This window comes from Pseudomonas sp. GNP014 (assembly GCF_054344005.1).
In genome coordinates this window covers 3,935,729-3,949,215 of the sequence record NZ_JBTGUS010000001.1, presented here as the reverse complement: position 1 = coordinate 3,949,215, position 13,487 = coordinate 3,935,729, and the positions used below count along the sequence as shown (strand labels likewise).

Annotated in this window: 11 protein-coding genes; 7 read left to right on the top strand and 4 right to left on the bottom strand. The window is 60.5% G+C overall.

Annotated features, from left to right (window positions below; genetic code table 11):
- Positions 1–22: 22 nt before the first annotated feature.
- Complete coding sequence (locus ACXX9E_RS17755) at positions 23–574, bottom strand: RNA polymerase sigma factor (RefSeq protein WP_064119825.1); 552 nt, start codon at positions 572–574, stop codon at positions 23–25.
- Complete coding sequence (locus tag ACXX9E_RS17750; protein WP_458556591.1) at positions 571–1,236, bottom strand: secretin and TonB N-terminal domain-containing protein; 666 nt, start codon at positions 1,234–1,236, stop codon at positions 571–573. The genes ACXX9E_RS17755 and ACXX9E_RS17750 overlap by 4 nt, the downstream gene beginning before the upstream one ends.
- Positions 1,237–1,443: 207 nt before the next feature.
- Here ACXX9E_RS17750 and ACXX9E_RS17745 point away from each other — a divergent pair, with 207 nt between their 5' ends.
- The gene (locus tag ACXX9E_RS17745; protein ID WP_322374383.1) at positions 1,444–1,788 is read left to right on the top strand and encodes a hypothetical protein; all 345 of its coding nucleotides are present in this window, start codon (positions 1,444–1,446) and stop codon (positions 1,786–1,788) included.
- A gap of 362 nt (positions 1,789–2,150) precedes the next feature.
- Here ACXX9E_RS17745 and ACXX9E_RS17740 read toward each other — a convergent pair whose 3' ends face one another.
- Positions 2,151–2,591 (bottom strand): carboxymuconolactone decarboxylase family protein, encoded by a 441-nt coding sequence (locus ACXX9E_RS17740; RefSeq protein WP_186748461.1) that lies wholly within the window; start codon positions 2,589–2,591, stop codon positions 2,151–2,153.
- A gap of 329 nt (positions 2,592–2,920) precedes the next feature.
- Here ACXX9E_RS17740 and pdxR point away from each other — a divergent pair, with 329 nt between their 5' ends.
- The 4 genes from pdxR to ACXX9E_RS17720 all read left to right on the top strand — a co-directional run bounded on the left by pdxR (position 2,921) and on the right by ACXX9E_RS17720 (position 6,336).
- Complete coding sequence (pdxR, locus tag ACXX9E_RS17735) at positions 2,921–4,354, top strand: MocR-like pyridoxine biosynthesis transcription factor PdxR (protein ID WP_123468042.1); 1,434 nt, start codon at positions 2,921–2,923, stop codon at positions 4,352–4,354.
- A gap of 123 nt (positions 4,355–4,477) precedes the next feature.
- Positions 4,478–4,771, top strand: a complete 294-nt coding sequence (locus tag ACXX9E_RS17730) for a putative quinol monooxygenase (protein ID WP_123468040.1) — start codon at positions 4,478–4,480, stop codon at positions 4,769–4,771.
- Positions 4,772–5,001: 230 nt separating this feature from the next.
- Positions 5,002–5,406: a cupin domain-containing protein gene (locus ACXX9E_RS17725; protein WP_447808622.1), complete on the top strand. Its 405-nt coding sequence runs from the start codon at positions 5,002–5,004 to the stop codon at positions 5,404–5,406.
- Positions 5,407–5,622: 216 nt separating this feature from the next.
- On the top strand, positions 5,623–6,336 hold the full coding sequence (locus ACXX9E_RS17720) for an ATPase (protein WP_128616536.1): 714 nt from the start codon (positions 5,623–5,625) through the stop codon (positions 6,334–6,336).
- Positions 6,337–6,501: 165 nt separating this feature from the next.
- Here the strand turns inward: ACXX9E_RS17720 and ACXX9E_RS17715 are convergent, their stop codons facing one another.
- Positions 6,502–11,397, bottom strand: a complete 4,896-nt coding sequence (locus tag ACXX9E_RS17715; protein ID WP_457238174.1) for an NAD-glutamate dehydrogenase — start codon at positions 11,395–11,397, stop codon at positions 6,502–6,504.
- 504 nt (positions 11,398–11,901) lie between these two features.
- Between ACXX9E_RS17715 and ACXX9E_RS17710 the strand changes: the two genes are divergently transcribed.
- Both ACXX9E_RS17710 and ACXX9E_RS17705 read left to right on the top strand, forming a co-directional pair.
- On the top strand, positions 11,902–12,255 hold the full coding sequence (locus tag ACXX9E_RS17710) for a hypothetical protein (protein WP_128616535.1): 354 nt from the start codon (positions 11,902–11,904) through the stop codon (positions 12,253–12,255).
- Positions 12,256–12,526: 271 nt separating this feature from the next.
- Complete coding sequence (locus ACXX9E_RS17705; protein WP_007913915.1) at positions 12,527–13,486, top strand: AAA family ATPase; 960 nt, start codon at positions 12,527–12,529, stop codon at positions 13,484–13,486.
- The last annotated feature ends 1 nt before the right edge of the window (position 13,487 follow it).

Genomic DNA, 13,487 nt, shown 5'->3' with positions numbered 1-13,487 from the left:
TTCTCAACGAATTGATCGGGCACTATTCAGAAGACGGTTTTCCGGCCCCGCGACCGAACCGCTGAAACACTTTTCTTTCCAGTTTCGCTGCACAAAAGCCCAACGCGGCTTTGATTTCCTTCTCGACCATGCGCGTGGAAATGCCAAAACGCTGGGAAATCTCCAGGTGCGGCGCCTCTTCCAGCCGCGCAGCGATGAAAATTCTGCGACGGCGTGCGGGCAGCTCGTAGAGGGCACTGAGCAGGGACTGGATTTCCTTTTGCCCGCCCACCACCCGCGCCGGATCGAGGGCTTCGTCACCGATTTGCAGCAGTTCCTCGACTTCCTCGCCGGTGAGCAGGCGTGCATCGGCCTGGCGGCGGTCGGCAGCGATGTTCAGGGCCATGCGATAGAGGTAGGCGTTGGGCCGCAGGACGTTCGGCGGCGTCTCCATGCGGTCGACCCGCAGGTAGGTTTCGTGCAGCACGTCGTTGGCCAGGTCTTCCGAACCGAGACGCCTGCGCAGGCGCACCCGAAAGTCCTCGTAGGACGTCAGGAACAGTTGGACCATCGAACCTTGTCCGGTGTCTTTCATCCCCCGGAAACTCCTTCCCATGTGGTGCATTCCATGCGTTTCCCTGACGACTCCGGTAACAACAGCAACGTGACCGGCTGACGCAAGGCGCTGGGCGTCGGCCGGTCGATCCTGAGATTGCGAAAGCTCTCTACCAGCGCATTGTCGCGCCGTACATCGCCGGTCGAGGTGACCAACCGGTTGTGCTGCACCACGCCGTCACGCCCGACCCACACCTGCAACACCGCGCGATAACTGCCCGGACGGGTCAGCGGCGAACGGCACAGGTTGCGCTCGATGGCCGCTTGCACGGCCGTGGCGTAACTGCGGTTGACGGCAACGCTTTCGGGCGTCTGTTTTTGTGGCGGCGCCGGCACGTCTTCGACCTGCGCCACTTGCAACGTAAACGCATCGTCCCGGGCATAACGCGCCATCAAACCACTGCCGCCGAGCAATCGACGCAAGGCATCGGCGGCGGTGTACTCACCGTCCACTGCCAGCGAGCGACGACCGCGACTCAACTGACTGTCGACCAGCACCGCTACGCCGGTGGCGTGGCTGTACTGGTCCAGCGCGTGCGCCAGATCCTGTGCCGGAATGTGCAGCGTCATGCGCAAGTCCGCCGGCACCGCGTCGGCCATGGCGTGGCCCACCGCACAGCCAAGCAGCCACCCCAGACACATCCGGCGCACAAGTCTCGTTGAACGCTGAAAACCGTCCCTGGAACTGCCTCGCTGCACGGCTGACGAATCCTTGGAAATCGTCATCCTGAGGGCTGTTTATGAATCTGGTGTGACGGACGGTGCAAAAAAACCATCACGGGATTTGCGCAAGGCTTGCACTAGACTCAAGCCATAGCGCGGCCCCTCCGGGCCGGCCAGGAGGCGAGCATGAACACACTGTGGCGATTCAGCCTTGGCGGGCTGTTGTTGACGGCGCTGTCGAGCGCTTTTGCCGAAGAACCCTTGGGCTGTGTCGAGGTGACGGTCGGCGGGTACAAGGCGCCGAACTACGATTGCCTGAGCCAGCAGATGGGCAACAACCCGCAAGGCGCAGCGGCGGCGGAGAAAAATCAGCAAGCGCTGAATGTGCCCATCAACAAGCGGCCACCGAATCAGGTGGGCCTCGCGACCCCGGCCGCGACCAGCACGCGAATGGGCAATACTTTCGGCACCTCGGTAAAACCGCAACGCCCACCAGCCAATGCCGGCACCTCTCCACTCATCAATAAATGACACATCCACCTGGGGGCAAGGAACTCACACACCTGTAAGGAGGCAACTCACTAACCTGTAAGGAGCGAACTCACACACCTGTAGGGAAGCTCACTAACCTGTAGGAAGGCTCACTAACCTGTGGCAGGCTCACAACCTGTAGGGAAGCTCACCAACCTGCAGGGAGGCTCAGAACCTGTAGGCAGGCTCACCAACCTGTAGGCAGGCTCCCAACCTGTGGCGAGGGGATTTATCCCCGTTCGGCTGCGCAGCAGTCGCAAACCCGCTGCGCAGGGTGAGCCTGATGTACCGAGTTGTAAGGTTCGGGGGCTGCTTCGCAACCCAACGGGGATAAATCCCCTCGCCACAGGTGAATGTGTACGTCAGTCACTGGGGGTTTGGCGGAAGCTGACGGCCAGGCGATTCCAGCTGTTGATCGTGGTCACGGCGATCGTCAGGTCCACCAGTTCCGCTTCGCTCATCTGCGCCTTGGCCTGCTGGTACACCTCATCGGGCACATGACTTTCAGCCAACAACGTCACCGCCTCGGTCCAGGCCAGCGCCGCACGCTCACGCGGGTTGAAGAAGCCGCTGTCACGCCACACCGCGATCGCATACAAACGCCGATCACTCTCCCCCGCGCGCCGCGCATCCACCGAGTGCATGTCGGTACAGAACGCGCAGCCATTGAGCTGCGAGGCACGGATCCTGATCAGTTGCAGCAACGGCTGTTCGATGCTCAGGTGGCTGGTCAGCGCCTCCATCGCGATCATCGCTTTCATCGCCTTGGGCGACGCATTGTAGTAATCCAGGCGCGGGCTCATGGGCAGGTCTCGGCAGACGGAATAATGACTTCACCGTAAACGCCGACACCCCCCTCGTTACAGCCCCAATTGCACGGAAAACCGCTACACCACTGACAGGAAAAATACGATTTCTTGCGGGCACTGCAAAACACTGCGGGAGCGGGCTTGCCCGCGATGACGTCGGCACATCCAAAGAATATTTCGCCTGATACACCGCTATCGCGAGCAGGCTCACTCCTACAGGGGATTGGGGCCAATTTCGGGTTTTTGTGGTGCGCAACTATTGCCGACCACGCAACAGCGGTAATCTGGCGGGCACACCAATAGCCCCCCGGAGCCTCGTCGGTATGGAACTTCACGTGGTGATCAACGGCCGCAAGGACCTCGCCGGCCAGTTGTACCAACAGCTGCGCGGGGCCATCGAATCCGGGCGTCTCGCGGCGGGTACGCAGTTGCCGCCCAGCCGCCTGTTGGCCGAACAACTGGGCATCTCGCGCAAGACCATTTCCGACACCTACGCCCAGTTGACCTACGAAAACTTCCTCACCGGAGTGATCGGCAAAGGCACCTACGTCAATGCGCGCCCGGCGCAGATTCAGCGCAAGCAAAGCCACACTGAACTGGCCAGCGCCGAGGTGATCGAGCGCTGGCGCACCCTGCCGATGTTCCTGCAGCACCCGACGCTGCAAGGCTCGCTGCGCTACGACTTCATCGGCGGCGCCACCAGCAAGGGCCAGTTTCCCCATGACGACTGGCGCCGCTGCGTCGCGCACGCCATGCGCCAGATGGCCGCATCCAAGGGTTTCTACAGCGTGCCCGAAGGCCTTCCGGCGCTGCGCCACGCGATTGCCGGGCACATCGCGTTCTCACGCGGGATCAACTGCCAGGACGAAGACATCGTGGTGTGCAACGGTGCACAGCAGGCGCTGGACTTGATCTCCCGCGTGCTGATCAGCCCCGGCAGCCGGGTGGCAATGGAAGACCCGGGCTACCCGCCAGCGCGTCTGCTGTTCGGCACCCACGGCGCGCAAGTGGTCGGTGTGCCGGTGGATGCCGAAGGCATTGTGGCCGAGCAGATTCCCGAGGGCACGCGGCTGATTTACGTCACCCCGTCACACCAGTTCCCGCTGGGCATGTCGATGAGCCAGGCGCGCCGTGAAGCCTTGCTGGCCCGGGCCTATGAGCTGGGGGCGATCATCATCGAGGACGACTATGACAGCGAATTCCGCTACGAAGGTCGCCCCACTGACTCACTGCACGACCTCGATCAGCGCGGCATCGTCGCCTATGTCGGCACGTTCTCCAAAACCCTGCTGCCAGAGCTGCGCCTGGGCTACGCGATCCTGCCGCCGGCGATCCTCGAAGCGGTGATTCGCGCCAAAAAACTCACCGACCAGCATGCCCCGACCCTGCCGCAATGGGCGCTGGCCAAGTTCATCGCCGAGGGTTGTCTGCTCAAGCACATCCGCCGCTGCCACGCGATTTACGCCCAGCGCCGCGAACGGATTCTGGCGCGCATGGCGACCGATCTGTCGCCCTGGCTCGACGCGGTGCCAGCCAGTGCGGGCTTTCATATGGCGGTGCTCTGCAAGGTGCCGATCGATCTGCCGCTGGTGATCGAACTGGCGAAAAGGGTCGAGGTCGGCCTGTACTCCATCGACATTTTCTATGACCAGCAACCGGCGAAAAACGGCTTGTACTTCGGTTTCGGCGCCATTGAAACGCTGGACATTGATATCGCTCTGGATCGCCTGCGCGACATCCTGCAACAAGTTGCGTGAATGATTGGACTGGGTGATTAACCGCCGATTGGTTATTGGTGATCCGGGGGTGCAGGCCTATTCTGCATCAGCGTTATCCCTCAATGAGCAGGACTCGTCCGGCCTGATTAAGGAGTGTGAGCAATGTCCAACGAAGTGATCAACACCGTTCAGGTGCAGGCCGCCGCCGGCCGCTCGGAGGAGCTGGGCAGGCAACTGCAGAGGATCGTCGACACCTTGCGCGAGACACCCGGCTGCGATTCCTACCTGGTCGACCGCTGCCCCGAGGACAGCCACCGCTGGACGGTCAGCGCCCACTGGCAGTCGGAGGCGGCGATGCAGGCGCACTTCAACCGGCCCGAGGCGCAGGGGTTTATTGACCTGATTGATAGCCGGCTGGCCAATAGCGTCGATTTCAACTCGTTTCCTATCGTTTGACCTTATTGACGCCATCGCTGGCAAGCCAGCTCCCACGGTTTTTTGTGTCGTACATTAATTATCGAACGACGCTGAATCCTGTGGGAGCTGGCTTGCCAGCGATGGCTTATTTGCAAGCGCTGAAAATCCACAGATTGGTCACCCGATCTTCCCGAATATTGGCCGTTTGCATGCCCCGCCCTGCGGACTACTGTGATCAGCACCACCCCGATCATCACAGGTAACCCGCCATGAAAGCCCTGCCCCTCTTCGCTGCCGCCCTCGCCCTGAGCCTTTGCACCACGGCTGCCTTTGCTCACGATCCGTCAGAAAAAGTCACCGTGCTGCAAGACCAGATGCTGAAAAACGCCCCCGGCAAAAAAGCCATGATGATCGAAGTGGACTACAAACCCGGCCAGTCCTCTATCGCCCACAGGCACGACGGCACGGCGATGGCTTACGTGCTGGAAGGTGAGGTGATTTCCCAGGTCAAGGGTGAATCACCAATCACTTACAAGAAGGGCCAGTTCTGGTACGAACCCGCCGGCTCCGAGCATCTGGTGTCGAAAAACGCCAGCCAGAGCAAACCGGCGAAGTTGCTGGTATTCATGGTGCTGGCCCCGGATGAGCAAGTGTTGATCCCGCTGAAAAACTGATGGCTGTTTAACCAGCCATAAATAATCAGGCGCAAATTGCGGATTTGCGCTTTTTTATTTCCCGGCGTCATTAACCGCTGCGAGTTACAGCAAATGAAACTATTCAACGGCGGTTCGCTCAGCAAATTGTCAGGTTGGCGGGTTTAGTCTGAGTTAACGGTCGTGATTAACGACTTTTAAACTGTCCGACTGATGTTGTTTCACGGGAGAAACACCATGAAACTTGCCTTTGCCAGTACCTTGGCGATATCGGTTCTAGCCTTGTCCGCCTGTTCAGTGCCCACCGCGCCGAAAGCCGTCTCGTCCCTCGACACCCTCTTCACCCAACCGGTCGGCCGCAGCAGCGCCACGCAGGTGAAAAGCGGCCCCGGCGTGTCGCTCGGCGTGGTCTACAGCCCAGGCACCCAGACCAACCGCGAATACCTGCGCGACTATCAAGCCAACGCCGGCACCGGTTTCGGCCAGAGTTTGCTGGTGCAACCGATCCATGACGCCTACATCGCCACGTCGAAACCGGACATGGCGGTGGACTGGGTCAAGGCATCGCTGCAACGCCAGTTCGGCTCGGTGACGGTGTATCCGGACATGCACAGCCTGCGCGCAGCCAGACCGGATGTGGTGGCGATTGTAGACACCCACAGCCAGTTGATCACTTCGCGCAGTTCCGACATCAAGGCAGACGTGAGCGCGGACTTCTATGATGCGCAGTTGAATTACATCGGTACGGCGAAAGGCTCCGAGGCGAGAGAATTGACACCCGTGTGGGCGGACTTCAAACGTTCGGAGGAGATCGTGGCCGATATCAATCAGCAGCAGGATGTTCAAACTCGGGCGTTGCAGAAGTTTGACCAATCGCTCAACAATCTAGTCGCTAGACCTGCGGACAAAGTGTCGATGCTTGATAGCAAACAGTCATCTAAGTTGTATTGATGACAAGGGCCCCTTCGCGAGCAAGCTCGCTCCCACAGGGGGAATGCATTTCAAATGTGGGAGCGAGCTTGCTCGCGAAGGGGCCAGACTAGGCACCACAAAAATCTCAGGCATAAAAAAGCCCCTGCATCTCACAATGCAGGGGCTTTTTCATTCAACCACCACTTACGCCAGTTCAAGCTCGGCATTCGCAGCAGCCGGGGCCACCACGGCTTGCCCGCTCAAGGCGAGGTCCAGCAGTTCACGGTTGGCCACCGCATACATGGCGTAGTCCGTGCCGCTCGCTGCACGGATTTCCACCAGCATGGCGCGCCAGCGCGAGATCATGCTTTCGTGCTGCTCCATCCACAGCGCCAGGCGTGCTTCCACGTCCTGAGTGCCGTCGCCCTGTTGCAGGACGGAGATGGTGATTGCCCGTTGCTGCCAATCGACATCGTCACGGAACGCTTCACGGGCCAGGGCCTGCCAGTTGTTTTCAACCGGCAGTGCGCTGATCTGTTGCAGGTACCAGGTGATGTCCAGCGCACTGCCCACGGCGAAGTACGCCTTGGCCACTTCGGCCGGGTTCTGGCCAGTCACGTCGGACGCTTCGATGATCGGCAGCAGCGTGTACAGGTGCGAGGTGCCCGCGACCATACGCGCCAGCAACTCCGGCACACCGGCTTCGACGTAAGCCTGATAACGCGCCTGCCAGTTTTCGCGGATTTCGCCGCTCAGCAGTTCGTCGAGCTTCAGACCCAGTTCTTTCAGGTGCGGACCGAAGTGCGCGACGTCACGGGCAGCGTTCTGCTCGTTGCGACGGGCACGCAGGAACCAGCGGGTAGCGCGGCGGCCCAGACGCATCAGCTCGTCCATCAGCTCCAACTGCACGTCAGCGGAAACCTGATAGTCCAGCGCCTCGATCTGACGGAACCAGTGCGGGAGGTGGAAGATGTCACGCACGATCACGTAAGCACCGGCCACGTTCGCCGGGCTCATGCCGGTCGACTCTTTGAGTCGTTGAACGAAGGTGATGCCCATGTGGTTGACCAGGTCGTTGGCGATCTGGGTGCTGACGATCTCGCGCTTCAGACGGTGACGACGCATGGCCTCGGAGAACTTGCTGACCAGGGTCGGCGGGAACGCCGTTTCCATGTCGCGGGTCAGGTAATCGTCATCCGGCACCAGCGAGTTCAGCAGCTGTTCCTTGAGGTCGATCTTGCTGTACGAGATCAGTACCGACAGCTCAGGACGGGTCAGGCCATGGCCTGCCGCAACGCGCTCGTTGATCTGCTCTTCGGTCGGCAGGAACTCGATGGCACGGTCCAGCTTGCCACGGCCTTCCAGATCGCTCATCAGACGCTTGTACTCGGCAATGCGCTCGTAGGCACGACGCGCCGCCAGGGACAGGGCCTGGGTCTGCTTGTAGTTGTTGCCCAACACCAGACCACCGACTTCGTCGGTCATGCTCGCCAGCAACTGGTTGCGTTGCTTGTCGGTCATGTCGCCAGCCTGAACCACTTCGTTCAGCAGGATCTTGATGTTCACTTCATGGTCGGAGCAGTCCACGCCACCGGCGTTGTCGATGAAGTCGGTGTTGGAACCGCCGCCATTGAGGCCGAACTCCACACGACCCAGTTGGGTCATGCCGAGGTTACCGCCCTCGCCCACTACTTTGCAGCGCAGTTCGTTGCCGTTCACGCGCAGAGCATCGTTGGCCTTGTCGCCGACATCGGCGTGGCTTTCGGTGCTGGCTTTGACGTAAGTACCGATACCGCCGTTCCACAGCAGATCCACTGGCGCCTTGAGCAAGGCGTTCAGCAGTTCGGTCGGGGTCAGCTTGTCCGCCTTGATGTCGAAGCGTTCCTGCATCTGCGGGGAGATCGCGATGCTCTTCGCGCTGCGCGAGAAGATACCGCCACCTTCGGACATGATGCTGGTGTCGTAGTCGGTCCAGGCCGAACGCGGCAGGTCGAACATGCGCTGACGCTCGGCGAAGCTGGTCGCCGGGTTCGGGTTCGGGTCGATGAAGATGTGCATGTGGTTGAAAGCCGCGACCAGTTGCAGCTTGTCGGACATCAACAGGCCGTTACCGAACACGTCACCGGCCATGTCACCCACGCCGACCACAGTGATGCTGTCTTCCTGAACATTGATGCCGCGCTCGCGGAAGTGACGTTGTACGCCAACCCACGCGCCCTTGGCGGTGATGCCCATTTTCTTGTGGTCGTAACCGGCCGAACCACCGGAAGCAAACGCGTCTCCCAGCCAGAAGCCGTAGTCGATGGCGATACCGTTGGCGATGTCGGAGAAGGTTGCAGTGCCCTTGTCCGCGGCTACTACCAGGTACGGGTCATCATCGTCATGCCGCACGACGTTGGCCGGCGGTACCAGCGCGCCGTCTTTCAGGTTGTCGGTGATGTCCAGCAGACCCGAAATGAAGATGCGGTAGCAGGCAATGCCCTCGGCCGCGATCTCGTCACGGCTGCCGCCCAGTGGCAGGCGACGCGGCAGGAAGCCGCCCTTCGCGCCGACTGGCACGATGACCGAGTTCTTCACTTGCTGGGCTTTTACCAGGCCGAGGACTTCAGTACGGAAGTCTTCTTCACGGTCGGACCAGCGCAGACCACCGCGAGCAACGTTACCGAAGCGCAGGTGCACGCCTTCAACGCGTGGCGAGTAAACGAAGATTTCGAACTTCGGTACCGGCTTCGGCAGTTCAGGGATCGCGTGCGGGTTGAACTTGAAGCTGAAGTACGACTTGTTCTGGCCGTTGGCGTCAGTCTGGTAGAAGTTGGTGCGCAGGGTGGCTTTGATCAGGTCGAGGTAACGACGCAGGATGCGGTCTTCGTTGAGCACCTGGACATCGTCCAGTGCGGTCAGAATCGCCTGTTCCAGACGCTGCTGCTTGTCTTCCAGATCTTCATCGCTGAGTTTGCGCGCCAGATAGAAGCGGGTCTTGAACAACCGGGTCAGCTCGCGAGCGATGTCGGTGTGGTTGTTCAGGGTGCTGGCGATGTAACCCAGGTCGAAGCCCAGACGAATCTGCTTCAGGTAACGCGCGTAGGCGCGCAGCAGCGCCACGTCACGCCACGGCAGGCCGGCGGTCAGCACCAGACGGTTGAACGCATCGTTCTCGGCATCGCCACGGACGATGTGCACGAACGCGTCCTGCAGGGTGTCGTTGAGTTGCTGGATGTCGAGGTCCAGGCCTTCGGCAGCGGTGAACGCGAAGTCGTGAATCCAGAACTCGCGGCCGTTGGTGTGACGCAGGCGGTACGGGAATTCACCCAGCACGCGCAGGCCGAGGTTTTCCAGAATCGGAAGCACGTCGGACAACGCCAGCGGCGTATCGGCGTGATACAGCTTGCAATGCAGCTCGCGCTGGCCGGACACCTGGCCCAGCGGCTGATAGAAGCTCATCACCAGCGGATTTTTTTCGTTGAGGCTCAGCAGGTGCTGCATGTCGACCACGGCCGAATGCGCAGCGAAACGCTCGCGGTAGCCGGCCGGGAAGCCTTTCGGGAAGTCGGCCAGCACGTTGGTGCCGTGGGCTTCGCCGAAGCTTTCGACGGTCAGGGCGGCGTAGTCGTCCTGCCAGCTGCGGCAGGCTTGTACGACTTCTTTTTCCAGCAGCACCGGGTCGATGTCGATGCGGTTCTTCGGATCGACACGCAAGATCAGCTGCACGCGGGCCAGCACGGACTCGGAGAAGAACGTCCAGAATTCGCAGTCGGAGGCCTTCAGGCGCTCCATCAGCACTTGCTGGATCTTCTGGCGCACTTCGGTGGAATAGATGTCGCGCGGCACGTAGGCCAGGCAGTAGCAGAAACGACCGTACGGGTCTTTGCGCAGGAACACGCGGATCTTGTTGCGTTCCTGGATCTGCACGATCGACATCACGGTGGTGAACAGTTCGTCGACCGGAGTCTGGAACAGGTCGTCACGCGGCAGCACTTCGAGGACCTGCGCCAGTTCCTTGCCCAGGTGAGCCTTGGACTGGAAGCCGGAACGGCGTTCGATTTCTTCGACCTTGCGGCGGATGAACGGGATGACCCGCACGCTCTCGCCATACACCGACGAGGTGTACAGGCCCATGAAACGGTGTTCCTTGATGACGTTGCCGTCCGCGTCGATTTCGCGGATCGACACATAATCCGGGTACGCCGGACGGTGCACGCGGCTCGGGTGCGCGGCCTTGGCGAACGACAGCAGGGTCGGTTCGCGCAGGTATTTCACTGCGTAGTCTTCGATGCGCAGGTCTTCGTAGGTCAGGCCGGTGCGCAGCAGTTTGGTCAGGCCAAGGAAGGAATTCTGGTCGTATTCGATGTGGCCGCCATCGGCCTGATCGGTAACCACGAACTCTTCGTAGCCGAGGAAGGTGAAGTGGTTGCCCACCAGCCATTCCAGGAAGCTCTTGATTTCGTTCTTTTCGTCGGCATCGACGGCGAAGGCGCTGTGATCGAGCTTGGTGAGGATTTCCTGCACCTTGGCCTTCATCGGCTCGAAATCGGCGACCGCGACGCGGACTTCACCGAGCACCTGTTCCAGCTCTTTGCTCAGCACACTCAGTTCGGCCGCGTTGGCGCAGCGGTCGATTTCCAGGTACATCAGCGACTCGTGCAGCACGCCTTCGCCGGTGCTGCCTTTTGGCAGGATTTCCAGCAGCTCGCCCTTGCTGCCACGGCGTACGCTGAGCACGGTGGTTTGCAGGGTGTGGATGCTGTAGCCGCGGCGGTTCAGTTCGGTGCGGACCGAGTCGACCAGGAATGGCAGGTCGTGGTGCAGCACTTCGACCGCGGTGTGGGTCGACTGCCAGCCGTGGCGTTCGTAATCGGGGTTGTAGACGCGCACTTGCGGTTGCGCGTGATCGAAGCGCTCAAGCAGGCGCCACGCGGAAAGAGTACAGCCAGCGAGGTCGGAGAGGCGACGTTGAGTCAGCTCGTCCAGGGAAATGATGCCGAAGAATTGTTCAGCGAACAGCGCCACTTGTGGCAGTGCCTGTTCACTGATGTGCTGCGCCAGTGCCGCTTGCAGTTGGTGCTGGAAGTCGGCTTTGCTGGCTGCGGTGAAGAACGCCATCTGTGGTACTCCGCTTAAGCTTGTTATTGATGGAAAGCGTCGCGTGCAACACCCCTTTCGGGGCCTGTGTCGCCCTGTTCCTGATTCTCGGGCAGAGGAAACAGGGTGACAGGTGGGTGAAGCTGGACGAGACACTCAGGTCACATTCACCTTCCATTGAATGGGCATCTGCAAAAACGACTGTCCGCACTGCCGACAATGCCTTTACAGGTGCTCATCCGTTGCGCAGCTTAATGGGTGCGACAATGTGTCTGCTTGCGGTGCTGCGACATATTCGGTCATTGGCACGTAAACAAAGGATTTGGCACCGATAAACACTAGCAGTCATGGCGGAAAACGGCGGCCTGAATGCCCGCTTTTACGGTACAGGCGTGCCAGAAGTGACCATTGACCTGTGCCGTGCTCGCGACACATCCTCTGACACTCTCACATGCAGAAATTCCCGAGGGCTGGCAGAATCGCGCCCTATTGCGACCGACACGCCCCTCAAGGCAGGAATTGACCATGCAAATGAACACCGCCCTACTGATCGTCAACCCGTGCGACGACGAAGAAGACAACATGGCCATGATTGGCTGCCACACCGACAAGGGCGAGATGTTCGTAATGAGCCGCTATCCGGACGAGGATGAGCTGGAGATCACCCTGGATGGCGAGCCGTCGACGCTGGACGGGGTGAAAGTCACCCTGAGCAAGACGCTGCTGAAGATCGAGATCGCGGCGGCGGATGCCGATGCGTTGAACGGGGATGATGTGCTGGAAATCACCTTCAACCCCGATATGGTTGATCTGGATGAGGTTGTCGAGACCTTGAAGAATATCCTTGATGGGACGGGCACCTTCATTAACGAAGTTTGATAGCGTCTGAACCGGCCTCTTCGCGAGCAAGCTCGCTCCCACATTTGATAGGTGCACGCCGCTCAAATGTGGGAGCGAGCTTGCTCGCGAAGGGGCCCTGAAGAACACTGCACCTCTCTGCACTACAAAAATCCAACAATTGCCCCAGTCATTTCCCGCACTTTGCGCAAAATGCCGTTAGTCGCCACCCCCCTCGATGGATTAAAGTAACGCCCCCAGCCCCGGCGTTATCCGAACGCCTGTGGCCACCCCTTTCCAGGAACAGTCACCGATGGAACATCGTGAAGCGCTGCTGGCGCTGCGAACCTTTCTTTCAACGCAGATTCTCGGCCAGGAAAAACTCATCGAGCGCTTGCTCATCGCCCTGCTCGCCGACGGTCACATGCTGGTCGAGGGCGCGCCGGGTCTGGCCAAGACCAAAGCGATCAAAGAACTCGCCGAGGGCATCGAAGCCCAGTTCCATCGCATTCAGTTCACCCCGGACCTTTTGCCCGCCGACATCACCGGCACCGAGATCTATCGCCCGGAAACCGGCAGTTTCGTGTTCCAGCAAGGGCCGATCTTCCACAACCTGGTGCTGGCGGACGAAATCAACCGCGCCCCGGCCAAGGTGCAATCGGCGCTGCTCGAAGCCATGGCCGAACGTCAGGTCAGTGTCGGGCGCAGCACCTATGAGCTGTCGCCGCTGTTTCTGGTGATGGCCACGCAGAACCCGATCGAGCAGGAAGGCACCTATCCGCTGCCGGAAGCGCAGCTCGACCGTTTCCTCATGCACGTGAAAATCGGTTTCCCGGATGCCGCCGTCGAACGCCGCATCCTGCAGCAGGCCCGTGGCGAAGCGCTGAACGGCGAAACCAAACCGGAACGCCGCGTCAGCCAGCAGGCGATTTTCGCTGCGCGCAAGGAAATCCTCGGTCTGTACATGGCCGACGCCGTGGAGGAATACCTGGTGCAACTGGTCATGGCCACGCGCAACCCGGCCAAGTTCGATCCGGAAATGGCCGAGTGGATCGCCTACGGTGCGAGCCCGCGTGGCTCGATCGCCCTCGACCGTTGCGCACGTGCCCACGCCTGGCTGGCCGGTCGCGACTTCGTCAGCCCCGAAGACATCCAGGCGGTGCTGTTCGATGTGTTGCGTCATCGCATCATTCTGTCGTTTGAAGCCGAAGCCGCCGGCATTGATCAGGATCGGGTGGTGCAGCGGATTCTCGACGTCGTAGCCGTCGCTTGAC

Bases quoted from the DNA above. Each gene is read 5' to 3' on its own strand.
- ACXX9E_RS17755 (WP_064119825.1), bottom strand. From the start codon at position 574: ATGAAAGACACCGGACAAGGTTCGATGGTCCAACTGTTCCTGACGTCC.
- ACXX9E_RS17750 (WP_458556591.1), bottom strand. From the start codon at position 1,236: ATGTGTCTGGGGTGGCTGCTTGGCTGTGCGGTGGGCCACGCCATGGCC.
- ACXX9E_RS17745 (WP_322374383.1), top strand. From the start codon at position 1,444: ATGAACACACTGTGGCGATTCAGCCTTGGCGGGCTGTTGTTGACGGCG.
- ACXX9E_RS17740 (WP_186748461.1), bottom strand. From the start codon at position 2,591: ATGAGCCCGCGCCTGGATTACTACAATGCGTCGCCCAAGGCGATGAAA.
- pdxR (WP_123468042.1), top strand. From the start codon at position 2,921: ATGGAACTTCACGTGGTGATCAACGGCCGCAAGGACCTCGCCGGCCAG.
- ACXX9E_RS17730 (WP_123468040.1), top strand. From the start codon at position 4,478: ATGTCCAACGAAGTGATCAACACCGTTCAGGTGCAGGCCGCCGCCGGC.
- ACXX9E_RS17725 (WP_447808622.1), top strand. From the start codon at position 5,002: ATGAAAGCCCTGCCCCTCTTCGCTGCCGCCCTCGCCCTGAGCCTTTGC.
- ACXX9E_RS17720 (WP_128616536.1), top strand. From the start codon at position 5,623: ATGAAACTTGCCTTTGCCAGTACCTTGGCGATATCGGTTCTAGCCTTG.
- ACXX9E_RS17715 (WP_457238174.1), bottom strand. From the start codon at position 11,397: ATGGCGTTCTTCACCGCAGCCAGCAAAGCCGACTTCCAGCACCAACTG.
- ACXX9E_RS17710 (WP_128616535.1), top strand. From the start codon at position 11,902: ATGCAAATGAACACCGCCCTACTGATCGTCAACCCGTGCGACGACGAA.
- ACXX9E_RS17705 (WP_007913915.1), top strand. From the start codon at position 12,527: ATGGAACATCGTGAAGCGCTGCTGGCGCTGCGAACCTTTCTTTCAACG.